Here is a 25,793-nt window from a genome sequence, read left to right on the forward strand (position 1 = left end):
TTAGGGCGACCAGACATTTTTATTGGCTCCTTTACTTCTTACATAAGTCTATCACATCTTTAAAAAAATGGTATTAGCTTTTAGATCATTGTCAACTTTGGGGTAATTCAGAAGCGACCATGTTTATGTCAAGTTGCGAAAGTATGCTTGATACAACCCAAAGCTAATGAGTGCTTGATTTCCGTCTAGATGCACGAGTCCTAAACTTTTTCTCAGGCAGTCCTTACATTATTATGATAAATGTCTATTGCCATTATTTCAACCCTGCTATTTCAAACCTTCTCCTGAACATTCTCGCCCAACAAGCCCCCTGGCCGAAAAGCCAAAATCACCACCAAAACCCCAAACACCCAAGCATTAGTCCAGCGGCTCGACAAATACTGATCGCTCAAAGACGAAAGCAACCCAATCAAAACCCCTCCTAACATCGCCCCGACAATATTGCCAATCCCCCCCAAAACCGCGGCCGTAAAAGCCCTCAAACCCGCCGTAAAACCCATCGTAAACACAATCGTATTGTTGTACAAACCCACTAAAATTCCCGCCGAACCCGCCAAAGCTCCACCAATCAAAAAAGTCAGAGCAATAATCTGATCTACATTAATCCCCATAATTTTAGCAGCATCGCGGCTTTGAGCCGTTGCCCGCATCGCCTTTCCCAGACGAGTGTACTGGACAAACACATGAAGCAAAACCATCAATACCACAGCCACCACCAAAACAATTAAATCTTTTGTAGTAAATACAATACTCGTTTGAATTCCCAAAGCTTTGAAAATATCAACTCGCGGTAACAAATCGGGAAAGCTTTTCGGAGCAGCAGAATTAGAACCCATCACCGGAATAAAAGCTTTCAATCCTCCCCAAAACAGCCCCATATTTTGGAAAATAAAAGAAACTCCAATTGCAGAAATTAAAGGAGCCAAACGCGGAGCATTTCGCAAAGGTCGATAAGCATACTTTTCGACAACAATATTCAGTCCAGCACAAAACACCGAACATACAATTAAAGCGACTAACATCACCGGTATAGCAATACCTAAAGGTGCGCCATCTTGAATGCCAAAAGCCCCGAACACGGTTAGGGAAGCAAAAGCGCCCAACATATACAAATCGCCGTGAGCAAAATTGATTAACTCAATAATGCCGTAAACCATCGTGTAACCCAAAGCAATAATTGCAATCAGCGCCCCGTTGACAAGACCAACTAATAGTTGTTGGATAAAAACTTCTGGATTGCTGGCTATTTCTCCAACTATTTTTGGCAGATCAAATCCTGCGATCGGGCCTAATAGCAAAACTATATAAACTACACCTAGATATAAGAGAATACTTTTCCAGTTCTTCATGTTTTTGAGTAATTGGGCATTGGGAATTGGGCATTGGGAATTGGGCATTGGGAATTGGGCATTGGGAATTGGGCATTGGGCAGTGGGAATTGGAAATTGGGAAATTAAAAAAGTTGAAGGATTTTTCTTCCCTCTTCCTTCTTCCCTCTTCCCTCTTCCCTCTTCCCTCTTCCCTCTTCCCTCTTCCTTCTTCCTTCTAATTAATTATTCCGTCTTGAGCGCATTCACGAACTCCCACTTACCACCTTTAACAACATTTCCTGACATTGTAGTCAAGCTCGTGTCGCCGTTGGTGTCAAAACTCCAAGTGCCGAGTACCCCGTTAAAATCTTTAGTGGCTAATACAGCTTCGCGGATAGCAGCGCGGTCATTTTTGCAAACTTTATTAATTGCGCCGATCGCAACTTTAGCAGCTTCATAGGCGTATGCTGCATAAGCTTCCGGTTCAGCATTATATTTTGCCTTGTAACTTTCGTACCACTTCGCACCCACACCAGTCAATTCTTGAGGAGGCAAGCCGCCAAAAGTAGCATAAACTCCTTCGGCATCTTTGCCTCCGGCATCGATTAAAGCTTGATCTTTAATGCCGTCGGGGCCCATGAACTTAACTGCATCGGCCGCCATCCCGACATTTCTCATGTCTTTAATTATTTGTCCGGCATTGCTCTGAGTAGTGCCGCCGAAGTAAATCAGGTCTGGATTTAAAGCTTTGATCTTATTCATTAACGCCTTGTAGTCGCTAGCTTTAATATCAATTCCCTCTCTTCCGAGGACTTGAATTCCCAACTTTTTAGAAGTTGCTTCAAAAACATCAGCGATGCCTTTGCCGTAGAGTTCTTGGTCGTCGAGAATGTATACTTTTTGCACGCCTAAAGATTTTGCCCAGTTGCCAGCTACAGCTCCTTGAAGGTCGTCAGCGGGGACAACGCGGGTGAAATTGCGAGTGCCTGAGGGATAATAAACGTTGGGTTCTTTGGCTTCGCCTTTTCCTGGTTTAGTCAGTCCCGGATAAGTGTTGGCCGGACTGATCATGACGATGTTAGCTTGGTTGAGCACGGGAATGGAAAGTTTGGCTGCACCGGAGTTATAGTGACCGATGGCGGCAACTACCGAACCGTCAGCAACGGCTTTGTTCGAGTTGGAGGTTACTTGGCCCGGGTCCCATTTGCCGGCGGCGGCGGTGGCATCGTCGAGCACTTCGTATTCGATTTTGATTTTTCCGTCGCAAGCTTTGGAGTCGGTTTCGGCAAGTGCTTGTTTGATGCCGTTGACCATTGTTTGAGATTGACCCAAGGCGCTACCTGTCATCGGGAGCATGGAGACAATTTTGACTGTATTTGGGTCGCCGGGGCTGCTGACTGCGACGGGAGTGGCTGCGGGACTGGTTCCGGGGCTGCCTCCGGGAGTTGTGGCGGTGGGTGCTGGAGGATTTTGACAGCTAGCGCACAGAGAGGCTATTCCGGCGGCAAAAAGTAATTTCCGCAATTCTCCGACGCCGAGATTCTTTGTTGAGTTGATTTTTGGGGATGTGGCACTTTTGCCCCCTGACTTCTGGGAAAAGTTCATAGGTTGGTTTGTTTGTTGCTTGCGTCTTAGCATATTTTCACTGTTTTAAGTATGTAGTCAAGAGTTAGCACAAGTTTAAAAAATTTGTGTCAACTATCAACAACACACCTACAAAGGCAACATCAGGACTGGGGCCAGAACTCCTGTCTCAGGGGCGGCGGGGGCTGCCCGTACAATGCGTTAGTTCACGATTCCATCGCGGTTTACTAGATCCGCGATCGCAGATTTTAGTAAATGTGTTGACATTGTGTATACAAAAAATTAGCATATAAATATGCTGCTACTAGCTCTAATTACTAATGTGTCTAGCCAGAGGTAACTGTTATGCACCCGCCAGCATCTGAAGGGTCAGTCAGTCAGACCCGCGATGTGACAATCAACATTCGAGCTAAGCCGAATCAACGCGCTCTCATCGATCGCGCGGCCCAATTACAGGGAAAGAGCCGATCGGAGTTCATGCTTGAATCAGCTTACCAAAAAGCTCAAGATGTGATTCTAGACCGCTGTTTTTTTGGGTTAGATGAACTTAAATTTAAGCAATTTTTGGCGCTGCTGGATGCACCGCCGACGCCAAATCAGAAGCTAAACGCATTACTAAAAACAACATCTCCGTGGGATTAGATCGAGATTTAGACCAACTCGGCTCGCCTGAAAAACTGAACTCGTTACATCAAATAGAGACCTTTGATTCAGGCAACATTCAGTTAGATGAATGGCTCAAGCGTCGCGTTCTGAAAAATGAGTCAGAGGGGGCTTCACGGACTTATGTTTTGTGCGATAGCCAAGCAGTCATTGCGTACTATTATCTTGTAAATGGAGCAATAGCACTAACTGCTGCAACGGGTAAAGTCCGGCGCAATATGCCCGATCCGATTCCTGTTATGGTGATTGGACGGCTTGCAGTCGATCGCAACTGGCAAGGCTGCGGCATCGGACGCGCTTTGCTGCAGGATGCAATTCTTCGCACTTTGCAAGCTGCTGAAATTGTAGGGATACGCGCAATTCTCGTACACGCTATTTCGGAAGATGCGAAGGAGTTTTACCAGAAGTGCGGGTTTACTGTGGGGCCGATCGATCCGATGACACTGATGGTGAAAGTTAGCGATGCCATTGCTTCACTTTAGCTCAGACGTTAGTTTCTCTCGTTGGAGGTTTGCTCGCGGATGATTGAGTTACAAGCGGATTTAGAATATGTAGTGAGCGATCGATTAAAAGTCTCTCTGGATGCGATCGCGCAATTTTGCCAGCGCTGGAACATAGTCGAGTTTGCCCTGTTTGGCTCGGTGCTGCGGGATGACTTTCGCCCTGATAGTGATGTGGATGTATTAGTTACTTACGAGCCATCACACCGCCTCACGCTGTCTCATTTATTGGGTATGCAGGAAGAGATAGAGCATTTATTTCAGCGATCTGTAGATTTGGTGGAAAAAAAGCTGTTAGAAAATCCCTATCTGCGATCGAACATTTTGAAAACCTATCGAGTGATTTATGCAAGCCAACGATCGGGATAGTGTTTCACTTTGGAACATGGCGCAGGCAATCCGTCGGATTCAAGAGTTTACGGCGAATGCCTCATCCGAGACTTATCTTGAAAGTGTGTTTATGCAAAGTGCCGTAGAGCGGCAGTTGGGGATTTTGGGCGAAGCCGCTCGGAGAGTTTCGATCGAGTTTCAGCAGTTTCATCCCGAAATTGATTGGCGAAATGCGATTAACTTACGAAATATTTTGGTTCATCGCTATGACCAAGTGAGTTCGGAAGTTATTTGGAATATCGTTACAAGTATTTTGCCTAGTTTGCTGGTGCAAATAGAGGCATTACTGCCACCGTTACCTGATGATATTTGATATCATTCCCGGTCAAATTCCTCCGCTTAGCGCTTGAGGGCGATCGATCCGGTTTGTAGTGAGGACTTTAGTCCGCAGGATCGAAGGACTAAATTCCTCACTACAAACTAATCTTAATCGATATCATTCAATCGGACATCAACTACGGTAGCTGACCTAATTTTTGAGTAAGAATCGCTACAGCCACTTCGTAATCCTTTCCGAGGAGGTAAGCGAAATGATAATAGCTGGCCAGATAGAAATCGCAACCAAACTTCTGATAGCGATCGCAGATCGCCAGAAATCCATAACGGCCATCGCTGGGCTTTGTGAACCAATCACGATGGTAAGAGTCCTGAAGAAACAGGGTGAGTGTCTGTTGGTCAGCACTCGGAATCAATCGAATGGGATGGATGCTGGCATGGTGCGATCGCGGCACTGGCAGCAGCAAATTATACTCTTCAACTGTGAGAAAATCTGCCAGACTATCTTCGGCGATCTCAAAGTAGGATTCCTCCGGTAACTTGAGAAAATGGTGCCACGCCATCCAAAATTCGTGTTTGCTGTCAAATCCTGGATCGATATCTAATCGCCACTGTTGATCCTGACATAAATCAGCGAGAACATCTTGGGGCAAATCCGTGAGTTTCATAAATCGTTTCCCTGCAATCCTTTTAACCGCCTATTTCGACTATTCTAATAGATATCTTGAGAAGCAAGAGATATTTCAAAAGAGCGATCGCCCGCACATAAAAAGTGCGCGCTCGCACTCCACTTATTCCTAATTTTCTAGCTCCTTTAACGGTTCAAACACCAACAGTGAATCGATCGCCCCAATTGCCTCCAACATTCGCAAGTCGTGCGTTCCTCCCACAGTAATATACCGCTTTCCTTTATTCTGAAGAACCTCCACAAACTGCTGGTGCATAGTCATTCGTAAATGTTCGCTTTCTCGCGTTCCATCCTGAACAAATCCGAAATCCGGCTGAGTCAAAATATACAAATCGTAGCGGCGGCTGTCTGCAATTTGCTCGACCATCGGGTGTTCGGAACCAAGGTAACGTTTGTGCCAAATACAAGTAGCTAAAGCGTCTGTATCGCAAATAACCACTTGGTTAGCGCGAGTAGCAATATCGTCTTCTATAGCAGCTTGTTTCTTGGCAATTTCTACAAATTCATAGCTGTCCCAAATTTCAGGATCGGGCGAATATTGCCTGCCTTCCCAGTAACACCTGCCGTATTCGGGAACCCAAGCAGTTTGGTAGTGCTGTGCGAGCGATCGTGCTAGGGTAGTCGTGCCGCTCGATTCTACACCCAGCACGCAGACTCGTTTGGCAAAGTAGGCCTTGGCTGGGGGAGTCAGCATTTGCCAGTGTTCGGCTAGGTGCGATCGCAATTGCGTTCCAGAAATCGGGAATTTGAGCCGTTGGCGATCGACTGCACAGTGTTGAGATCCCATCAGTTTTGCCCAAGGTTCCCCGTAATCTTCTGAAGTAAAAGCGATATCGGGTTTTCGCCCTGAAAGCACCTCAAGAGTCCTCTGAGCCCAAGGTTCGGGGGCTTCCGGCAAATCGTCGAGCACTTCGATAACTTCTGCGTCGGGATGCAAAAACCGAATCCAGTCGGCTCTAACGCTTCCTGCAACTGCTTGATTTGTTTTGTAACAGGCGAGAACGATTAAACGGTCAACCTTTTTTTTAGCTTCTCGAATTAAGTAATCGTGTCCTTTGTGGAAGGGGTAAAATTTGCCTACAGTAACACCGAGTATCATAAAGATTGCTGCTGTTTTAACTTTTGTTCCGAGTAAATCCGCTGAAAATTTTGCAGTCCGAAAATTGCCATCAAGCAAAATATCGCGTACAAAATACTCGTCAGATATAGCCCCCGCGAGGCATACAAGGGAACGTAAATCGTGTCTGCAACAATCCACAAATACCAGCTTTCGAGATAGCGTTCCATCAGGTATAACTGGGCGATCGCGCTTAAGATGGTGGTTAGGGCGTCCCAAAATGGTGCTGCACCGCCCAAATATACTAATACTGTTCGCAAGCCAAATACGCCCACTGTAACTAATACTGCGGTGAGGATGAGCCCGCGTTGGGAAATGCGACATACAGGTTTTTCTGTGCTGTTTTCGCCGCCCCGCAGCCAAATATAAATTGCTTGCAAGCTCGTGATTAAATAGAAGAATTGAATCGCAACTTCGCCGTAAAGTTTAACTTTATAAAACACCGCAGCGTAGGCGATAACTCCGATTAAGCCGATCCACCAGCCTAGGGGATTGTTTTTAGCAAGCAGCCAAACGCTCCAAGCAGAAGCGATCGCGGCTATCGCTTCGATTAAGTCGAGTTGGATAGGGACAAACCACTGCACTGAAAGCAGGAGCACGAAGATGCTTGCTGCGAAGCCGATTAAGTTTGGCAGGTTCGCTTTTTTCATGGCAATCCCTATCTCGGCTGGCTATATGGACTGCGAAATCAAATCCGAATCCTTCTTTTCTTTTGAGCGATCGACACTAAAATCTTCATAGTACGATCGCTCAGTATTCACATCCCACAAATCGTGCTTTTCGCCAAGAATATTTCTCACAGCCAGCATTCCCGTCAGCATGGAATGGTCTTGGTTGTTGTATCGGTGCATACCATTTCGCCCGATCGTCTGCAAATTCTCAATTCCCTTCAAAAAACCTTCAAGTACCTGCAAGTGTCCTCGATATTCCCCATCATAAACTGGATAAGCTTTAAGTTGCCGTATGACAACTCCATCTTCCACATCAGCAGTTGTTGCTAACCCCAAACCAACCAATTCGCGAGTTGCTAATTCGACAAGTTCCGCGTCCGACATTTCCCAAATCTCGTCGCCTACGCTACAGAAATATTCCATTCCTAAACAACTTTTGCTGACATCAGGAACTAAAGCGGCGCTCCAATTCTTAAAGTTTTGAATGCGTCCAACTTTGACTTCGGGGGAGTGAATGTAAATCCAGTTGTCAGGAAACAAATCCTTGCGATCGACAATCAGCGCTACAATCAAAAAATCTCGATATTTGAGTGATCGCGCGGCGTGCAATACCTCTTCGGGCGGCTGCGGTTTCATTCTTGCTACCAGCGCCGATACCGGCATACTCGTAATGAAATTATCAGCCGAATATTGAACTAATTCTCCGTTTTGCTCCGCAGTAATACTTTTAATCTTATTACCTTCACGCTCAAAGCTAATCACTTTAGTATCGAGATAAACTTTGCCGTCTTTATTCTCCACAGCTTCCGCAAACTTTTCCCACATCATCCCCGGCCCCAAAGCCGGATAATCAAACTCTTTGATTAATGTTTTAGTGTCGTTGCTGCCAAACAAAGCATTAATAATTGCAGTCGTCAGCGACAATCCTTTAATCCGCTGCGCCGCCCAATCTGCTTGAATTTCCGAACAAGGAATGCCCCAAACTTTTTCAGTGTAAGTCTTAAAAAATGTTTTATACAAGCGTTCGCCAAAACGATTGATCACCCACTGTTCAAAAGTTTTTTCTTCCCGAAGCGGCCAAATTCTCACTTTCAGATAACTCAAAATAATCAGCGTACTCTCAATTATGCCCAAATTAAAGAGAGTATTGAAGGCACTGATCGGATAGTTAAAAAATTTACCTCGATAAAAAATTCGCGACAATCGCGGCACTTTAATAAACTCATTTCCCAGTACCTCTTGCCACAACTGCTGCACGGCTTCAACTTTAGTATAAAAGCGGTGGCCGCCAATGTCGAAACGATAGCCTTTGTAGGTTTCTGTGCGAGCTATTCCCCCAACTTTATCACCTTTTTCTAGTACAACAGGGATGATGCCTTGTTTGACTAGCTCGTAGGCAGCAGTCAAGCCCGCAGGGCCTGCACCGACGATCGCAACAGGATAATTTTTCACTCAGCCTACCTCCAGCTTTTTTATCCAAACTATACAGTTATTTATAACTTGTCACAGTGATAGATGCACCCGTGAATACCCTGAGAAACGAGCGATCGACCTGATGTTTAAGCACAAATTGCCTTGATTTATTGAGCGGATACTGGCAAGCTAACTTTGCCAGTCACAGGCTTTTTTTGGTATAAGTAGCGACCAGTGCCGATCGCGAATGCCAGTCCGCTGTAAAAGTAGAAAAGCCAGTGCCACGGAATAGTTTTCAGGGCAAATAGGATACCGTGTTTACGGTGAAAAAATCGGTAAAGCGGTGCATTAATTGCTACCAGCGGTATTGCCAGCAAACCAGCCAGTAGGAGAAAGCTCAGCGACCAGCACGTCCCCAAAATTGCCAGCAGCACTGCATAAGTTAAAATCACGCTGATGCGGTTTGAAACTTGCAAGTTGAGGTCGTTATTCAATTGGCGATCGCGCCAAATCAGTTCTGTCCAAGGCAGTGCTCGGTAGAAAAAGTCAGCTTTCACCATACCCATAGGTTTCCACTGCTTTAAATGCTTCACCTGCAATGTTTTGCACAGCCGAATGTTATAACCTGCTTGTTTCAAACGGTAGCCGAACTCAATATCTTCGATCGAAGCTTGGCGGTAACTCTCATTAAAGCCGCCCATCTGCAAAAAAATTTCCCGGCGAATCACTCCGCAAGCGCCCCAAAAAGTCGAAGCCTCTTCGTTACCTGTTTGGTGGACGTAGTGGTGCAGCAAGTTCCTGTACTGCGATAGAAAATCGGGATCTCCTGGAGCATCGTCGTAAGAGCCGATGAAAGCAGCTAAGTAGGGATTATTTTTGAACACCGAGATCGCATAGCCCACAGCTTCTGGACAAACAGCGACATCAGCATCCACAAAAAACAGAATATCTCCCTTTGCAGCTTGGGCACCCAAATTCCTTGCCCGCGCTGGCCCCCCGCATTCGGGAATCCTGATCACTTTGGCGCCGAATTCGTTGGCCAGACGCCAGGAACCGTCGCTTTCGCCATCTGCTACTACAATAATCTCGATCGGCCTGGGCACAGCTTGAGCCAGTTTTGACAAACAGGTGCGGAAGAAAGCGCCCCCGTTGTGGACGGGGATAATAACGGATACAGTGGGGTCGGCGGTAGAAATCATTACCTAAATTGTTTAAATTGCAGGGGCTAAAATTTGCTGGAATTTTATTGGTGCTACTTTACGAAGGGTAAAATCAGCTCTACTTTTTTATTTATAACTCGATTTCTGTTTGTCTTCAACTAGATTTTTTGCTGGTATTCTCGATTTGATTTTCCCCATTCTTACCTCTATTTTACGCCATATCTTGCTGAGACTGACCTGATGCAGACAACAGCTTTACAAAATCTTTAAATATATCATTGTTTGTGTAAACTTGGGAAAAAGCCCCAGCAGCATATTGGTGCGGCTGTGGTGCAATGCACAAGACTTTGATTTTATAAGTAGGAACACCGTATAAAATCAAACATCGTTTATACGGACACCCCGGAACGGTCAGCACTTGCACGGTACAATTTCTTTTACAGACCTCATCCGCAAGTGACTCCTGCACCAAGTCTCGATCGCGACTGCGGACTCAATGCACATTTTATGACTTTTAGCAATATATTTTAAATATACCTCTTAAAATTTCCGACACTGTACGATCGAGCTTTCGTAATTTGCTAACATACCCTTAGCTAGCCCCCTTTGAGCCACAACTTTTACATAAACAAGTTTTTATATTACATGAACACCTTCCAAAACACTTTAAATCAAGCGTTAGTTTCAGTCATCATACCACCTTTAAACGCTGAAAATTTTATTGCTAAAACCTTAGAGTCTGTCTGATATCAAACTTATCAAAACATAGAAGTTTTAGCAGTTGACGACGGCTCTACAGATACAACAGCCGAAATCGTCCAATCTTTTGCTCAAAAAGATAGCCGAGTCATCTTATTCCAACAGTCAAATGCTGGCGTCGCCGTCGCCCGCAACCTAGCAATTGAAAAATCAAAAGGCGAATATAGCAGTTCTCAATCTTGGTGAGGTATGCCCTATGCCCACGGAGGCCTATGCCCTATGCCCACGGAGGCCTATGCCCACGGAGGCCTATGCCCGCTTATCAAGCGTGCACCTCATGTTACGCTCGAAAGGCTATATATTGCTCCCATCGATGCCGACGATATTTGGTATCCCCAAAACCTAGAAAAACAAGTGAAATGCCTGACTTCCTCAGCAGCATCTGTCGGAGTTGTCTATTCCTGGTCAGTTGATATAAATGAAAAAGACTTGCTCACAGGTGGATTTTACAACTCAACCATCGAAGGATATGTTTACACAGCATTAATTTATAAATATTTTATAGGCAATGCCAGCTCATCTCTATCCGCCGCGTTTGTTTTGCAAAAGTCGGCGGTTACAACGGCAAACTTAAACTAGAAAATGCTCAAGGCTGCGAAGACTGGGAACTTCACCTCCGCATAGCCGAACATTATCAATTTAAAGTCGTGCCAGAATACTTAGTTGGCTACCGGCAGATTGCCAGCAGTATGTCTAGCAACTATGCAGCAATGGCAAAATCTGACTCTTTAATTATGGCAGATGTTCGACAGCAACATCCCGAAATTCCCAGCAGCATTTATCGCTGGTCTAGCAGCAATTTTTACATTTACTTAGCTGTTAAAAGCAACCGCAGCGGCAATCACCGGAGTACATTAGCTTGGCTGTATCGAGCTTTCAAAGAAGATTTATTAATGGCCCTTTTGCGCCACAATTTGTATCTGCTTCCAATAGAAAGTATATTAAAAATAATAGTTCCAGCGCCTACTGAATCTGGGTTAGAGTTAAAACCAGCATCAGAATCTAGTGAAGAGATGACACTTGCTAGGATTGAGACGCGAACCAACGCTCACAGAATGTTGCCGTCCCAGGTATACGAAAGAATGCGATTCAACAGTTTAGGAAATCCAAAACCTACATAAATCCAACATTGAAAAACCCGGTTTTTTGAAGAAACCGGGTTTTTCAGGAAGCTAGAGGGCGTTTAATTGTGCCTGTTTGGTCGAGCGAGAATCAGGAAAGAGGGTTAAATAAAAAAATCTAAATTTTCCATTCTTCCTTCTTCCTTCTTCCTTCTTCCGTCTACTTAATCTTTCTAAGCGTGAGAAGCTGTAGGCGTTTGAGCTTTTGGCTGCTGGCCGTCTGGCGCCAAGGATTCCCCTTCAATAAACGAGCGCAACATCCAAGCCATTTGTTCGTGCTGTTCCATCAAACCCGTCAAAAAGTCTGCGGTTCCGTCATCCTTAAACTCTTCACCGCACTGTTCGACGTGTTGGCGGAGATTGCGAATAATCAGTTCGTGGTCGTCAACTAAACGCGATACCATCTCAGTCGCTAAAGGCAAATCGCCGATATGTTCTTTAATCGAGCCATACTTCAAAAAACCCTCAGCAGTACCAATTGGATAGCCACCTAAAGTTCTCACCCGTTCGGCCATAGCATCGATATTTAGTGTTAAAGCCTGATAGTGTTCTTCCCACAACTGGTGGAGCGATCTAAACTGCGGGCCCACTACATCCCAATGATACTTTTTGGTTTTGATTAACAGCAGATAAGCATCTGACAGGTCGTGATTCAACAGTTCGATAACACCTGCACGTTGCTCGTCAGATAGACCTATGTTTAACTTACGCATTGAAATTGTTCCTTACCATTCTAACTTTACATTTATTAAAACAAATTTCGCCAGCGACTTACATCAACCCAGAGGACGATCGAAGACGATCGCACTTTAGTAAAATATCGGCATTTCAGGTTAAAGTAATCGAAATTATAGATACCCTTAGATAGATGCAATGAAATTTATTCTTCAGGAGCACCTTTGCTTGGTGAACACAGCGATTGGGCCGTCGGTGATTTCCCGCTAAGTCCCGCTAGAGAAAAAGGCTGGACTCTGATAGCCCGTACAAATCAAGAAATTTATGCGGAAGTTAAGCAACATCACACACACTTAATTGTGCGGGCGGGTTTAAATGATGGCATAAGGGACTTGCAATTAAATATAACCCCATTTATCCTAGAAGGCTAGGAAACAGATTTTCGGACAGGAGCGGTTCTGACCTCTGTGATTGGGATGCTAGAAATCATATTGACTGAAACCGTTAAATCGACGTTGAAGGATGCTGCCAAGAAACAGACGGGCGATCGCCGTCGAAACTTTATGGCAAAAGTGGCGGAAGACCCCGATCGAATACAGCCGTGAAACCCTTTGTCCCATCGAGTAGACCGAAAGAGAGAAACAGTGTGCTGGCTTCACCTTCAGGAAGACTTGCTGCTGTGACCACCCCAGCACTAAGCCGAAGGTATCAACGGCAGTGTGGCGTTGTCGGCCCGCATGAAGGCTTTGTCAAACCCGACCCTCGGATCAACCATCATTGCACTCCCAACTGTTTAAACCTGGTTCTTAACGGATGGCGCCTCCAGGACAGATTAAAAAAAAGCAGTCCTCAGTGTTTGCACTGAGGAGGAGATCGAGGGCATTGCAGTTTGTCCTCTCTGGGGAATACGGGGTAAAGTAGCAGTAAGAAAGATTTATCCATACTTTTACTAACTGTGCTACTTTCATTGTTAGCTGTAAACCATCATGCGGGAAATCTGCCAGAGCGTGGAAACCATATTTCAACTGCTGTTAGACGAACTTAAAAAGTCCACTCGCGCGTCTGAGCAGAACTGCCAAGATGTAGCAGGGCGACTCGCAGCAGAAGTCAACAGGATATGCACTGAAAGCCAGCGGATTCAAGCCTCCGGAGATATAGAAGGTTCAGCCCAGAGCCTCGCTCAGCACCGCCTGCAACAATGCCTCCACTATTACAATTTAGGCTCCGGGCCCGGGCGAGTAGAATTGCACAGTACCCTCAGCGCGATCGTCTATCGCTACATCACCCCTCCGCAGGTGCAGTCTAGCTATCAGGCGCGAGTAGAACTGATCAAAGATTTTTTGCAAGGATTTTATCTGGAAGCTTTAAAGGCATTCCGGCGCGAAACCCAACTCCCACCCACCTACAGTCCCCGCACTCGCTTAGAACTAGCAGAGTACATGGCCTTTGTAGAGCGCTTCGGCAAGCGGCGCATTCCTTTACCTCGGAACCGCAGCCAGCAACTAATTATTTTACGGGCCCAAACATTTTCCCAGCAGCAGCCCAAAGAAACCTCCGTAGATATGGAACAAGCCGCCGACGGCGGGGCTTCAGATTCCGACCAAACCTGGAACGACACCTCGGTGCACTCAGTGCGGGAAGCGATGGCCGGACAGGGTTCGGCGGCAATTCGTCCGCTAGGCGACGAGTCAGAATCTCTGCGGCAAAACGTGATTGAGGAATTAGTAGCTTACTTGAAAGAGCGCAACCAACAAGACTGCGCCGATTACTTCGTGCTGCGGTTGCAAGACTTGCCGACTAATGAAATAGAGTCGCTTCTGGGCATAACTCCCCGCCAAAGAGATTATTTGCAGCAGCGCTTCAAGTACCATTTGCTCAGGTTCGCCATGTCGCACCGCTGGGAACTCGTTCACCAGTGGCTGGAAGCAGACTTAGATCGAAATCTGGGTTTGCTGCCTTCTCAGTGGCAGGCTTTTGGCGAGCAAATTGGCCCAGAAGGACAGCGTTTGCTAAAGTTGAAACAACAAGGTCTGTCAGAGTCAGCGATCGCGCAAAGCCTCGGCAGCACGGTAGCCCAGGTACAGAAACGGTGGTTTAAATTGCTGGAACTTGCCTGGGAATTGCGAAATCGTTCAGATTCCGGAGAAGGGGCATCTAGTGATGAATAACGAAACGAACAGGGATGCAGAGGCTTTCGATCGCCATTTTTTAGACTGGATATTGCAGGCGCCGATCGCGAATGCCTCTAACGAAGATGAGGAAAACCTCAATCAGTCCCCTCGCTCAGAAGAGTGGGGCGACACAGAAGAGAATTCCGGGGTGGAATACTGGGAATGGGACGAACCAGACCCGCTGGACTATCAAGTGGGGGCGCACAGCAATGCACCCGCACAACCGCTGACAATTGGAGAAATACCGACCGTGCAAGACCGTTTTCAGACCTTGTTAAAACAAAGGCTTAGAGCCGAAATTGAATCCAACCCGCCGCTGTTCCCCTGGGAAACAGAATTCAAAAGCTACGACCACGATTACCCAGACGATGTAGCCCCGCAATGGGTTCCCCCCCTACACCTCTGGACTCCCCAACTACAAAATATCAGGTGGGGCCGCCTGCCAATTCCGATCGCCCAAAAGGTTTTTGCTCAACTGCTAGAACCTTGTCAGGAACTGGTAATGTCGTCGCTGCGGGAAGGCTCAAAGTTAGTGCGCGCTGTAGATGGCTTGTTTCCGGGCCAGTCTCAGGAACTCAACGAATTAGCTAGTTTAGTGCTCCGAGGTTCTTTGCGGGGACTTCTAGATTTAGAAGATTTCCCGAATTACGAAGCAGCGAGTACCGATCAACAAATGGTGCTGTCGCTGTTGGCAGCCAGGGAAATCCTTGATTCTCTAACTTTGGATTGTGTTGTGAATCAGCCGCCAGTTTCGCGGGAGTGGCTGACTGGTTTGGGTTCGCTGACTCTGGAGGCTCAATACCTGTCGAGCCGCAACAGAGAACAACCAATGCCGTGTTTAAGAGTTGAGTGCCAATTTCCGGGGGCAGGAAGTTTGGAACTCAAGGGAGGAGATGCCGAAGCAACTGCACATCGTCCGAATTCCGGGCATTTAAGTGTGGAGTTGTTTGACCCACAACCGAACAAGACTTATGCTCTAGAAGTTCGATTCCAAAACTTCGAGACTAGACCTTTGATGTTTGCTATTCGTCCAATTTTAAGCGGACAAGATAGCAACTAGAAAGGTCTATTTAGAGTAAATAACTTAGGTTTTTACTCGCTGGTTTGACCTCACACAAAAACAAATGCAATTCCTCGACTACTGTCGTGGAAAGCCAAAAATTTTAGATATTAGTTCAAGCTCCCAAATTCATCGGTGGAGTCAATCTAAAATCTAAAATCTACAATCTACTGCTAGTTGACTTGGATGGGTGCACATGACAACTGATAACCTGCGAAATATACCTGTTTTGGGTAAGCTGTGGGAGCAGATTGAGGCCATGCCTCCGCCGGTGATTGAGGATTCTTTACTGCTGCGAATCCTAGTTCAGTTGTTGGTAATTGTGGGAATTGTAGCTACTGACGTTGCTGCTGAAGAAGCCCAGAACCTGTGGGCTGTGCCTGTTAGTATTGTGGGAGCAACTTGGAGTTGGTATCGCCGCCGCGATCGCAATGTAGCTGCTAAGTTCTGCATAGCTATTGGAATGCTGGTGGCGCTGTTCGCTTTTTTTAGCCGCTTGGTGGGAGAATTGAACGATACGCGGTTAGTTTTGGCGCAACTTTTAATCCAACTTCAAGTGCTGCACAGTTTCGATTTGCCCCGCCGCAAGGATTTGGGCTATTCGATGGTAATCGGGCTAATTTTGTTAGGGGTAGCAGCGACTCTCAGCCAAACCTTGACTTTTGGGCCGCTGCTGTTAGTGTTTTTGGCTTTAGCGCTTCCGACTTTGGTGTTGGATTATCGATCGCGCTTGGGATTTTTGAAGCCAGAAGGCATTGGCGAAAAAGCACAAGGTAAAGGAAAAAATGAAAGCCTGTCGCTATTTGCTGCTACTTTATCCCCAAAGAATTTTGCTTGGCTGCTGCTGATAACTGTCGGGTTGGGGCTGACTATTTTTGCGTTTTTGCCGCGCCTCCCTGGCTATCAGTTGCGGACTTTTCCGGTGAGTGCTCCTATTCAATATCAGGGGGAGTTTGACTCGCGCAGCATTCTGAATCCAGGGTATGTCAGAGGGGGAAATGAAAAAGGGACTGGCGGAGGAAGGGGGAGAAACCCAGACAATGGGCCAGGAGAGGTAGACTCTACTTTTTATTACGGTTTCAACCAGCGCATCAATCAAAATTTGCGGGGGGAAATGAAACCCCAAGTGGTGATGCGCGTGCGATCGCAGGCGGCAGGTTTTTGGCGAGTATTAGGGTTTGACAAATACACCGGTCAGGGTTGGGAAATTTCTCGCAACGAACAAGCTCAAAAGCTGACTAGACCTAGCTGGTCTTATCAATTTTATCTGAATCCGTTTCCCAATGCGCCTCGGACTCAAGAGGTGATTCAAAGTTATACTATTGTTGCTCCAATGCCGAATTTGATTCCGGCTTTAAACAAGCCGAGGGAACTTTATTTTCCGAGTCCAGAGGCGGCGATTGATGCGGAGGGGGGTTTGCGAGCGCCTGCGGAATTGGGAGAGGGTGTGACTTATACGGTGATTTCTAATGTGCCTTTTCGCGATCGCTCTTTGTTGGGTAAAACTGGCACTAATTACCCGAAAAATATTCGCAATTTCTATTTGGATGTGCCGCCGAAAATTGCCCAGAAGGTGCGAGAAAAAACTGAAGAAATCTTGGCGGCAAGAACTAGAGTAGCTCAGTCGGACAGACCAATTGATTCTCCTTACGAAAAAGCTTTGTACTTAGCTCAATATTTGAAGCAAAACCCTAATTACAAAATAGAAAAAGCTTTGCCTTACTTAGAGGAAGGTGAAGATTTAGTCGAGGCTTTTCTGTTTGGCTATAAAAACACCCAGGACGGCAAAAAAGTTACAGGTGGATATCCCGACCACTTTTCGACGGTACTGACAATTATGCTCAGATCGATCGGGATTCCAGCGCGGCTGGTGGGCGGTTTCGATACGGGAGAATTCAACCCGTTTACTGGTTACTACGTTGTGAAAAATACCGATGCTTTTTTGATGACGGAGGTATATTTTCCCAATAATGGCTGGTTTGCTTTTAATCCGATTCCCGGTTATCCGCTGATTCCGGCTTCGGTGGAAGACAACCAGACTTTTAGTGCGCTGGAATCGTTTTGGAAGTGGGTCGCGGGTTGGCTACCGACTCCTCTCAGAAGCGGGCTGGATTCAGTCATAGGTTTTGTAATTGGCTGGATAACTTTGATTGTGGGCTGGTTTCTGGGACAGTTTTCTAGGGGCTGGGTGGGGTTATTTACTGGCTTGATTGCTGCGATCGCCTTTGGCTTTATTGGCTGGTTAATTTGGCAAGTGTGGCGCAAGTGGCGCCACCGCCGCTGGCTGGCGAAATTGCCGCCGGTGGAGGGGGTTTATCAGGAAATGCTGAAGGATTTGGCGAGTAGGGGTTTTGTGAAACCTCGCGCTCAAACGCCTTTGGAGTATGCTGAGGCTATGCGCGGGAATCATGCAACTGATGAAGCTGAGGTGATTGATGAGGTTTCGCAGGCTTACGTGCGCTGGAAGTATGGCGGCGAAGCGGGTAATTTGAGTCAGTTGCGGGGGTTGGTGGAAAATTTGAGGCGATCGCACTTGAAGAAATTCAAAAAGCGCTGGTTTTAAGCGATACCGATCGCTTAGATGCAGTGATTAAGCGGGATGAACAAATTTATAACCGTTTTCGGTCAAGTCATCGGTTTGGTAAGTTGTCGGGGGCTGAGTCGCCTTGTCACCGGATCGAGTGGCAGTTTAAAGGGATGCAGGGGTGCGAGCGGCACAAATTACGCTTGCTGTCGGAGTGTCCCAACTGCGGGGCGAGGTTTAAGATTCCGGCGTTGTGGGTTGATGGCTGGTGTCAGCGGTGTTTTTTGACGTTCTCCAAGATGACAAACAGCCAAAAATCTCTATAAGTAAATGCCTCTTATGCTGGGATAGCTTTTGCTCTCTGTTGAAAGCTTTGAAAGTCTATTACTTTTGAATCTTTAGCTACTTCCCAGATATCATTAACAAGGTCTATTAATGGTGGGATTACAAGTAAAACGTATTGACCCACTCCTTTATTTTTCTTATCAGCAACTTTTAATGCTGTAGGCATATTAGCGCCAAAATCAGACCAGTCTTGCTCTACCCAGAAAACTTCATCACCCACAACAACTAACTGCTTATTTCTCAAGCTGTTGTCATATCCACTTTTGTCTAAAAATTCAATTATTTTTCTAACAGTCTGCAAAGAAATTTCTTCTTGTCTTAAATTTCGGATAGCTCGAATTTCTAAAAGTTGTTCCCAACTAAAGACTACAATTGGCCTCCCACTACTTGCTCCATACCTATAAGGAACGATCAGCCCTACTTTTTCCAGATAAGCAAGTCGGCTCGATGTGCAGCCTGTTAACTGCATGGTCTCTTTTCTTGTAAAACCGATCATCTGGGTCATGTCGCTCTCCCTCAACTTGCTACTAAGAACTGCAATCTTAACCTCCACAGGTTAGAGTTAACCTTAAATTATAGTAGACAAGCAGGTTAATACGCAACAAACCATAACTTAATATTTTTTTTATCTAATCGCGTTCTACAAAAACTGCTTTTTTGTAGAATGGAGTGCTATGATACGGACATACTCATAGAAAAGGAGGTCGTATGAGCGACAAACTGCACAAACCTGGCGAGATAACGCCTGTAAGCGGTCAATATGAATTGACAGGGCCGCGCGGTGGGAGTAAAGGGCAGGAAATCACCTCTACCAAAGGTAATCCCCTGCCCCCTACTCAAGAACCTAACCAACGCTACAAGCTGGTAGATCCGACTAAACACAAGAACCCTTAAGCTCTTGGTGGACTATCCTGATTGATTGATAGAGGCTCATCAGTTAGAAGCTGGTGAGCCTTTCCTTGATTTTAGATTCATTGCGCCATCAATCGCAAGCGATCGCAAGACTAGAATATAACAAATCGGAGTGTCCTAATTGTGGGGCTAGGTTTAAGATTCCCTCGTTGTGGGTGGAGGGTTGGTGTCAAAGGTGTTTTCTGGGGTTTGGGGAGATGGTGAAGTATCACAAGTATTTGTAATTCCTTGGGCTTGGAGGATTTTTTCATAGCCTTCTTGAGTAAGCGGACAATCAATTAAATCTAAAAATTTTTGCTTTGATAAATAATACTATTATGCCATTTAGCCCAAAAGATTACCATGAATGTCATTCATTACAAGATATTTTGTTAAAATTTGTTCTTTTTCTTGATGAATCGTTTGCAATTCTTTTTTTATTAGAGCAATTTTCTTTTCCAAATCTTCCGCCTTGTTGATTATTTTCAATTGTTCCTTAAGAGATTGTTCCTTAAGAAATGGTTCCTTAAGAAAGGGAATTGGTACGCTAATGGAAGAAAGCATTTTTTGGTTTAAACTCTTAATGTTTGCACCTTTGGGATCTTTAGTGATAGCATTACGCACGCTTTCAGTTCGCAAACAATAGCATAGATATTTTGAATTTACTTTTTCCGAATTAGCGCGAATCCTAATTGTAAAGCCTGAGTAAGAAGTATCTTTTAGCAGCTTATCTATGTAAATAAACCTGCCCACCAAATTTGCAGAACCATTAGAACGAACCACCAATATGTCTCCTGGCTGTAACTTGTAACTTTCGTTAAGTTCCCCGTCAATTCTCACATCTACAAGTTTATCAAGATTGGGTGAAAAGTCTTCAAGAAAATCTTTTACGCCAACTATCGTAACTAAGTCACCTGTACTTTTTTCGTTATAATTTAGTCCGTTTTTGAATTCGGCAAGTTTGCTCAACCTTTCAACAGGATAGTTAAGGTTTAAAAAAAGATTATCTAGTGCGGTATTAAGTGTGATTAAGTTGTTCCGCTCTGCTTTTTCCTTTTGTTCAAGGTCAGCGATTTCCTCAATGATCTTCTCTTGAACTGGCGGGGGTGGAAGTGGAATTTTTAAGGCATAAGCATCATTTCTATTAATTCCTGGAACACCTGTCCCACCTTTCAATTCATTCAGTTTTAGACCTTTTAATTGCCAATACAAGTATTTAAGAGTAACTTCCTCTGATAGTAAAGTTATGTAAAAAGTAGTATCAATAGGTGTGTTATTCTCTTCCTCCCAAACAACTTCGCCCACAGAACCTTTACGACCAATAATTATTGAGGGCCCTTCAATTAAATACTCGTTATGTAAACCAACTCTTCCATTTGAGCCTAAAACAGGATATTTACCAATTTTCCTCTCTGATTCAGGAAGGCTTTTGCCGTAGCTAAACTCACATAATGAACCAAGTTTTACTAATTTATACTTTGACTTGATTTCTACTTTTTTTTTAATTCCCAACGAAATTGACTTCTCAAAAACTAATTTTTTAAAATCTATTAACTCCAATGTGCCAAAAGTGGTAACGTTTTCAGACAGTGATTTCTCTATACTGAATTGCTGCCCCAGGAAGGAGCGGTAAACATAATTATTGGCTTTTTCGGGGTTGAGGTGATTGTCATCATCATAAAGTTTTGTAGTCGGCTTACCATTATTATGATACATTTTTATTCCTTCGTGTCCCCTCCGATTACTAAACTCATAACCGATAAAATCTTTTTCTGCTTGCTTTTCGCCTACTTTAATTAAAACTGTTTGCTGAGGATAAACCAGGAAAAAATAGAGCATTTTATCCTGCTCACGGGCAAATACTTTTTCATGGAAAAGCTTGTCTAGTTCTTCCTGCTGCTCGGCTTTAGTTTGGTCTTTGAATGTTTTTTTGTCTTTGAGCTTTTTAATTTCCGTAAGACAATTGAACCAGTTTTTATAGTCAATAAACAATTCTTGCTTCTGTATATTTTCGTTGGGATGTTTATTTACCAATGAAATATAGTCGTCAAGAGCCAAATCTTCAAAAACTTTTGCGACATATTTGCCAAATGCCTTCTCAATACCATTTACTGTAGCTTCTTGGGGTTTATCAAAGAAGTTTTTAATAGCAGCTTCTATCTTTTTCCATTCGGTGTTAGACTTGCGTTCCAAAAAGAGTGTTACAGTATTTGTACCTGTTGCCATAAAAGTATTAGAGCCAAATTCGGCAATAGCTTTCAGATCAAAATATTTCAGAATGATTTCCCTTGCATCTGTATAAATGCCTGAGTTACTCAAAATAGAGCTTGGCAAAATTATACCTGCCCAACCACCTGGTTTCAGCAGTTGCTTGATCCGTTCAATAAACAAACATTCAATTTCTGAACTGTCATCAGTTAACCGGTTATAAAGTTCAAATGATTCTTCGCCAAATTTCAAAGTGTTTTTGAAAGCCGAAACTGAATAGGGTGGGTTTGCCACCAAAATATCAAACTGTCCGTTGTCTCTGGGATCATCTTGGGTTACTACTTTGAGTTTGCCTTTATAGTCAATACTTTTCTGAAAATGGTCTAAACCGTCTGCATGAATGACATTTGCCAAACCGTCACCATTCAAAAAGCAACTCACTTTGGCAGTTTTTACCAGGCGATAATCAGCCTCAATTCCATAAACATAGTCGTAACACCAATCAAACGGGGCTTCTTTCCAACTTTTGAGTTTGGCTTTTACCGAAGGTTTTTGTTTGTCAGGATTAAGGCTTTCAAGGATTTTTTGCACCTCGTCCATTGCTTCCGTCAAAAAGTGTCCGCTCCCTGCTGCATAATCAATGATATAAGGCAAAAAGTTAGTTTCTTCCTTAGAGATTTTGCGTTCAATAAGTTCACGAATGGGCAAAGACGAGAGTATGAATTTGGCGATGGGAACGGGCGTGAAAAATTGTCCTGCTTCTTGCTTAATGCCTGTGCTTAAAAGCAACTCAAAGAAGTCGCCCAAAAACTGTTGTTTATGCCCGTAACGTATCTGATAAGGTTGAAGCAAGTCCACGACTTCACGAACAACAATTGCGTTTTCTCTAAACGATTTTTCGTCAAAGACTTCTTTGAATGCAAATTCGTTATTTTTGTGGAGTCTAACACGGGTAAACATTTCACGAATTTGCTCTCGGACATCTGGCTGAAGAGCATAGAGCTTTTCTGCTATTTGCTCATCGTTATAGTCGGTAACATCTTTGGTTAAATACTCTTTCATTCCTTGTTTGTAAAGGTCGGAAAGTCTTTTTTGTAATTCTTCATTTGTGTCTGATTCCAACCACTGAAACTTTAGTTCTTCATCTGGTTGGCGGTCTTCATCAACAATTTTGCAAAGGAATAGATTAAAAATTTTGTTAAATGCGTTTGGCTTATCAGAAACAACATTGTGACGAAGAATCTCAGCAAACTGATTAAAAATGCGTCCACTGTCTTCTTCAGTCAATTCTTTCAATCTGCCCCTTGTGAGTGCTTTTATCTCAATGTCGTAAGCGTTTGCCCAATCTTCAAAAATTCCATTATCTTTAAAGTTTTTGTTCCAATGATAAAATATCTCTTTTTGATTGCTGAGAATCATCCATTGCTCGTCAACTTGCACAATGTCGTTGATAAACTCAACCTTTCCTTCGTAAAGCCTTGAAGCGTAAAGGCATAAATATTGGGCTGCTTTGTCTTGTTGGAAGTAAGAGAAAAGCTGCCCACCGTCACCTTGCATTTTCTTTTTCTCTTTCTCATATTCTTCGCCCCAAGTTTTGCATTCAATCATCAAATAGGCTTTGTTATCCTTATCGGTGATAAGAATGTCCAGCTTGCCTTTCTCTTGCCTTCCCATTGGCCACTTGTGTTCCAATGAAAGTCTATCGGGCGGATAACCTTTTTCTAAAACCCTGTTCACACACTCCAATACAACAAAGTTTTCGCTATTGTCAAAGTTGCTGGTTGTCGAATCACCCAATTTTATTTTTGTTCCGTACTCAATTTTTTCTTGTTCAAAATTGAGTCTCAGAACGTAATCGTTATGCTTTGGATAGTTTTTGTAATATATTTTCTTTTCTCCTTCTTGAGGCTTAAATCCTAGAAGGGTAATGAGTTCTTCAATATCTTTATCTTTCTTCTTGATTCTCATTGATTTCTACAATCTATTACTTGTTTGCCCAAATTTATAGAGTTGAAGTGCCAATATAAGGACTGATTAACCTTGAAATACGTGATGTGAGGTTTTAAAAACTCAGTTACTCATATCTACTCCATAACCTACTAGCTACCTGCTGATGAATCCGATCCAGCCACACTGGAATCAGAGGCTGACAAGATTTTAAAGAAGCGATCGCACTCTCCCTCTCAAACTCTACCACTTGGAGCGATCGCGATGAATGAATCCCAGCACAACATAAACCGCCCCAGCGAAAGCGAGTTCGTAAACCCCGGTTCCTTCTCCCTCAGCCGTTGTAGCGTCATCGCCGCCTGTACAATGACAAATAATTTGTTACTGTACAGTTTTTGCTTTGGGAATACAATTTGCTATGCGGATAAAAGGACTTGAACCTTCACTCCTCTCGGAACCAGAACCTAAATCTGGCGCGTCTGCCAATTCCGCCATATCCGCATTTTGACATTTAAATACTATAGCACACAACAGAGCGATCGGTCAATCGATTTTAGATTTTAGATTTTAGATTTTAGATTGAAGAAAGCGACCCACTGATAAATCCGCAGGCTGATGGCCCAAATGCTCGATCAATCGATTTTAGATTTTAGATTTTAGATTTTAGATTGAAAAAAGCGACCCACTGATAAATCCGCAGGGTGATGACCCTATTGCTCGATCGATCGATTTTAGATTTTAGATTTTAGATTTTAGATTGAAGGAAGCGACCCACTGATAAATCCGCAGGCTGATGACCCAATTGCTCCATCGCTCAACATCGAGAAACCCGGTCATTTTTGGACACCGGGTTCAATCATGAGTTATCGCCACAGCAATTTTCCGTATTTTTCACTTGTCACTTACTTTTGGCCCAGGGCTTTCCAGGTTGTTTCGTCCACCATGCCGCTGGCCGTTAAACCCTTATACTCCTGAAAGTTCTTGACAGCCGTAGCAGTGCGAGCGCCAAAAATGCCGTCGATCGGGCCCGGATCGTAACCCTGTATTTCCAAACGCACCTGTAGCGTCTTCACCTTGGAACCGACAGCGCCTTTATTCAGAAGAGTTGGAGGATTGCCGGGAACAGCAGCATTGCTCAGAGTTGGAGCATTGCTCTGCACAGTTTCAGGAGCCGACGCTGGATCTGCTGCTAAAGCTGTCCAAGTTTCTTTATCCACAATGCCATCTGCGTTCAAACCCTTAGACTGCTGAAAAGCACGAACCGCCGATGTAGTGCGAGAGCCATAGGTACCGTCGATCGTCCCCACCTTGAAACTGTGCACCTGCAAGCGCTGCTGTATGGCTGCAACTTCTGGCCCGTCAGCACCCGCCGAGATAGTTTTTTCCTTTTTCACTGGCGTCTGCTCGCCCGCGTAAAAAGGCTTGTTAAACATATCTGCTTTGGACTTTCCCTCCGGCGATGCTGACGCACCCGGATCGGCGGGAGCCGTAAAGTCTCGGCGGTACTCTTCCTGCACCAAGGGTTCGGAGTCGAAAGCAGCAGTTGCCTTTCGGGTTAAGCCGGGAGCGAGCAGAGCAATCAAGCTGAAAATCGTAACAGTAGTCACACGCATAAATTTCATCCTGTTGGTAAGGTTTGACAAGGTTTCCCTGTTTTCATGTTTCTAAATCTAATTGTATTACCCGGACAGCTTTCTGAGACATATAGCAGAAGCAAGAAGGAAGTTCGGCAACGGATTCTGTAACGGATGTAACGGATGTAACGGATGTAACGGATATAACGGATGTCAGTCCGATGGAAGTCGGAAGAAGGAAGAAGGAAGAATGACTTTCGACGAAGCTGAGCGGGTAACAAGAAGTCCGAGGGAAGGGGTAATAGACCGCATTGGTTTAGGCCATTAAGAAAGTTCTAAGCGTCTGGCGCGGTTGCTATATCTGCCCCGGTCTCTAGAATTTCGGCAATGGGGAAACCAGCACTCAGAAGTTGCGAGTTGGAAGTTACCTGTTAGAAGTAGGAGCCGGTTCGCACTATTCCTAATAAACCCGGTTGATTCCGAGATGTTTCGTTACCAAAGCCCATATTTTCGTAGAAACCACATCTTTTAGCCTCAGTCTTATGGTACAAAGTCGGCAGTCATTCACAAATCTTTACAGGCGTATTTTATACAAAGTTGATCTATGAAAGGCGAAGTTTTTTCCTTCACTCCCCCCGTAATATCAATTTCGGTGTGCGATTCGTTTAACCTAAATAAGTAGAAATACTTAGGGAAGGTTAGCCTGGTTCAACATAACCTTGATAACTGATTACACATCCTTGTGC

Annotated in this window: 25 protein-coding genes, 1 tRNA gene and 1 pseudogene; 15 read left to right on the forward strand and 12 right to left on the reverse strand. The window is 44.6% G+C overall.

The annotated features are described in order from the left end of the window. Positions 1-272: 272 nt before the first annotated feature. Together QUB06_RS29920 and QUB06_RS29925 are read right to left on the reverse strand one after the other, a co-directional pair. Entirely contained in the window at positions 273-1,349 is a 1,077-nt protein-coding gene (locus QUB06_RS29920) for a branched-chain amino acid ABC transporter permease (RefSeq protein ID WP_333438364.1), read from the reverse strand. A gap of 204 nt (positions 1,350-1,553) precedes the next feature. Then, a complete protein-coding gene (locus tag QUB06_RS29925) occupies positions 1,554-2,915 on the reverse strand; it encodes a branched-chain amino acid ABC transporter substrate-binding protein (protein WP_333438365.1) in 1,362 nt (453 codons plus the stop codon). A 324-nt stretch (positions 2,916-3,239) separates the two neighbouring features. Here QUB06_RS29925 and QUB06_RS29930 point away from each other — a divergent pair, with 324 nt between their 5' ends. Genes QUB06_RS29930 through QUB06_RS29945 form a run of 4 tightly spaced genes read left to right on the forward strand, consistent with a single transcriptional unit; the run spans position 3,240 to position 4,760 of the window. After that, positions 3,240-3,536, forward strand: coding sequence for a DUF1778 domain-containing protein (locus QUB06_RS29930; RefSeq protein WP_333438366.1), 297 nt, complete (start codon positions 3,240-3,242; stop codon positions 3,534-3,536). Further along, on the forward strand, positions 3,527-4,039 hold the full coding sequence (locus QUB06_RS29935) for a GNAT family N-acetyltransferase (protein ID WP_333438367.1): 513 nt from the start codon (positions 3,527-3,529) through the stop codon (positions 4,037-4,039). The genes QUB06_RS29930 and QUB06_RS29935 overlap by 10 nt, the downstream gene beginning before the upstream one ends. A 39-nt stretch (positions 4,040-4,078) precedes the next feature. Beyond that, a complete protein-coding gene (locus QUB06_RS29940; protein ID WP_333438368.1) occupies positions 4,079-4,426 on the forward strand; it encodes a nucleotidyltransferase family protein in 348 nt (115 codons plus the stop codon). Then, entirely contained in the window at positions 4,404-4,760 is a 357-nt protein-coding gene (locus QUB06_RS29945) for a HepT-like ribonuclease domain-containing protein (RefSeq protein ID WP_333438369.1), read from the forward strand. The genes QUB06_RS29940 and QUB06_RS29945 overlap by 23 nt, the downstream gene beginning before the upstream one ends. Positions 4,761-4,902: 142 nt before the next feature. Here QUB06_RS29945 and QUB06_RS29950 read toward each other — a convergent pair whose 3' ends face one another. The 5 genes from QUB06_RS29950 to QUB06_RS29970 form a co-directional block, all read right to left on the reverse strand. After that, positions 4,903-5,391 (reverse strand): hypothetical protein, encoded by a 489-nt coding sequence (locus QUB06_RS29950; protein WP_333438370.1) that lies wholly within the window; start codon positions 5,389-5,391, stop codon positions 4,903-4,905. A gap of 129 nt (positions 5,392-5,520) precedes the next feature. Then, complete coding sequence (locus QUB06_RS29955; RefSeq protein WP_333438371.1) at positions 5,521-6,510, reverse strand: AAA family ATPase; 990 nt, start codon at positions 6,508-6,510, stop codon at positions 5,521-5,523. Continuing rightward, positions 6,507-7,178 (reverse strand): nicotinamide riboside transporter PnuC, encoded by a 672-nt coding sequence (pnuC, locus tag QUB06_RS29960; RefSeq protein ID WP_333438372.1) that lies wholly within the window; start codon positions 7,176-7,178, stop codon positions 6,507-6,509. The genes QUB06_RS29955 and pnuC overlap by 4 nt, the downstream gene beginning before the upstream one ends. Before the next feature lie 21 nt (positions 7,179-7,199). Further along, on the reverse strand, positions 7,200-8,651 hold the full coding sequence (locus QUB06_RS29965; protein WP_333438373.1) for an NAD(P)/FAD-dependent oxidoreductase: 1,452 nt from the start codon (positions 8,649-8,651) through the stop codon (positions 7,200-7,202). A 128-nt stretch (positions 8,652-8,779) separates the two neighbouring features. Next, positions 8,780-9,811, reverse strand: a complete 1,032-nt coding sequence (locus QUB06_RS29970) for a glycosyltransferase family A protein (RefSeq protein WP_333438374.1) — start codon at positions 9,809-9,811, stop codon at positions 8,780-8,782. A gap of 723 nt (positions 9,812-10,534) precedes the next feature. Between QUB06_RS29970 and QUB06_RS29975 the strand changes: the two are divergent. The 3 genes and pseudogenes from QUB06_RS29975 to QUB06_RS29985 all read left to right on the forward strand — a co-directional run. Then, a pseudogene (locus tag QUB06_RS29975) lies at positions 10,535-10,717 on the forward strand (glycosyltransferase family 2 protein); the annotation flags it as partial. Between the two features lie 33 nt (positions 10,718-10,750). After that, a complete protein-coding gene (locus QUB06_RS29980; RefSeq protein ID WP_333438375.1) occupies positions 10,751-11,110 on the forward strand; it encodes a glycosyltransferase family A protein in 360 nt (119 codons plus the stop codon). 68 nt (positions 11,111-11,178) lie between these two features. Then, the gene (locus tag QUB06_RS29985) at positions 11,179-11,652 is read left to right on the forward strand and encodes a hypothetical protein (RefSeq protein ID WP_333438376.1); all 474 of its coding nucleotides are present in this window, start codon (positions 11,179-11,181) and stop codon (positions 11,650-11,652) included. Between the two features lie 173 nt (positions 11,653-11,825). Here the strand turns inward: QUB06_RS29985 and QUB06_RS29990 are convergent, their stop codons facing one another. Further along, the gene (locus tag QUB06_RS29990) at positions 11,826-12,365 is read right to left on the reverse strand and encodes a Dps family protein (RefSeq protein WP_333438377.1); all 540 of its coding nucleotides are present in this window, start codon (positions 12,363-12,365) and stop codon (positions 11,826-11,828) included. A gap of 186 nt (positions 12,366-12,551) precedes the next feature. Here QUB06_RS29990 and QUB06_RS29995 point away from each other — a divergent pair, with 186 nt between their 5' ends. The 6 genes from QUB06_RS29995 (at position 12,552) to QUB06_RS30020 (ending at position 18,370) form a co-directional block, all read left to right on the forward strand. Continuing rightward, positions 12,552-12,758, forward strand: coding sequence for a hypothetical protein (locus tag QUB06_RS29995; protein WP_333438378.1), 207 nt, complete (start codon positions 12,552-12,554; stop codon positions 12,756-12,758). 45 nt (positions 12,759-12,803) lie between these two features. Next, positions 12,804-12,932 (forward strand): hypothetical protein, encoded by a 129-nt coding sequence (locus QUB06_RS30000; RefSeq protein ID WP_333438379.1) that lies wholly within the window; start codon positions 12,804-12,806, stop codon positions 12,930-12,932. Between the two features lie 381 nt (positions 12,933-13,313). Next, the gene (gene hetZ, locus QUB06_RS30005) at positions 13,314-14,495 is read left to right on the forward strand and encodes a heterocyst differentiation protein HetZ (RefSeq protein WP_333438380.1); all 1,182 of its coding nucleotides are present in this window, start codon (positions 13,314-13,316) and stop codon (positions 14,493-14,495) included. Beyond that, a complete protein-coding gene (locus QUB06_RS30010; protein WP_333438381.1) occupies positions 14,488-15,558 on the forward strand; it encodes a hypothetical protein in 1,071 nt (356 codons plus the stop codon). Before hetZ ends, QUB06_RS30010 begins: the two co-directional genes overlap by 8 nt. A 196-nt stretch (positions 15,559-15,754) precedes the next feature. Then, positions 15,755-18,121: a transglutaminaseTgpA domain-containing protein gene (locus tag QUB06_RS30015; RefSeq protein WP_333438382.1), complete on the forward strand. Its 2,367-nt coding sequence runs from the start codon at positions 15,755-15,757 to the stop codon at positions 18,119-18,121. Positions 18,122-18,157: 36 nt separating this feature from the next. Beyond that, complete coding sequence (locus tag QUB06_RS30020; RefSeq protein ID WP_333438383.1) at positions 18,158-18,370, forward strand: hypothetical protein; 213 nt, start codon at positions 18,158-18,160, stop codon at positions 18,368-18,370. A 49-nt stretch (positions 18,371-18,419) separates the two neighbouring features. Here the strand turns inward: QUB06_RS30020 and QUB06_RS30025 are convergent, their stop codons facing one another. After that, complete coding sequence (locus QUB06_RS30025; RefSeq protein ID WP_333438384.1) at positions 18,420-18,932, reverse strand: MerR family transcriptional regulator; 513 nt, start codon at positions 18,930-18,932, stop codon at positions 18,420-18,422. A 203-nt stretch (positions 18,933-19,135) separates the two neighbouring features. Between QUB06_RS30025 and QUB06_RS30030 the strand changes: the two genes are divergently transcribed. Beyond that, positions 19,136-19,321 (forward strand): YjzC family protein, encoded by a 186-nt coding sequence (locus QUB06_RS30030; protein WP_333438385.1) that lies wholly within the window; start codon positions 19,136-19,138, stop codon positions 19,319-19,321. A gap of 342 nt (positions 19,322-19,663) precedes the next feature. Here QUB06_RS30030 and QUB06_RS30035 read toward each other — a convergent pair whose 3' ends face one another. The 3 genes from QUB06_RS30035 to QUB06_RS30045 form a co-directional block, all read right to left on the reverse strand. Further along, positions 19,664-23,494 (reverse strand): N-6 DNA methylase, encoded by a 3,831-nt coding sequence (locus QUB06_RS30035; RefSeq protein WP_333438386.1) that lies wholly within the window; start codon positions 23,492-23,494, stop codon positions 19,664-19,666. Positions 23,495-23,892: 398 nt separating this feature from the next. After that, positions 23,893-23,974 (reverse strand) — tRNA-Leu (locus tag QUB06_RS30040). A gap of 401 nt (positions 23,975-24,375) precedes the next feature. After that, on the reverse strand, positions 24,376-25,086 hold the full coding sequence (locus QUB06_RS30045) for a peptidoglycan-binding protein (RefSeq protein ID WP_333438387.1): 711 nt from the start codon (positions 25,084-25,086) through the stop codon (positions 24,376-24,378). Positions 25,087-25,147: 61 nt separating this feature from the next. Here QUB06_RS30045 and QUB06_RS30050 point away from each other — a divergent pair, with 61 nt between their 5' ends. Then, on the forward strand, positions 25,148-25,375 hold the full coding sequence (locus tag QUB06_RS30050; RefSeq protein ID WP_333438388.1) for a hypothetical protein: 228 nt from the start codon (positions 25,148-25,150) through the stop codon (positions 25,373-25,375). The last annotated feature ends 418 nt before the right edge of the window (positions 25,376-25,793 follow it).

Source organism: Microcoleus sp. D2_18a_D3 (genome assembly GCF_036702455.1).
GTDB lineage: Bacteria > Cyanobacteriota > Cyanobacteriia > Cyanobacteriales > Microcoleaceae > Microcoleus.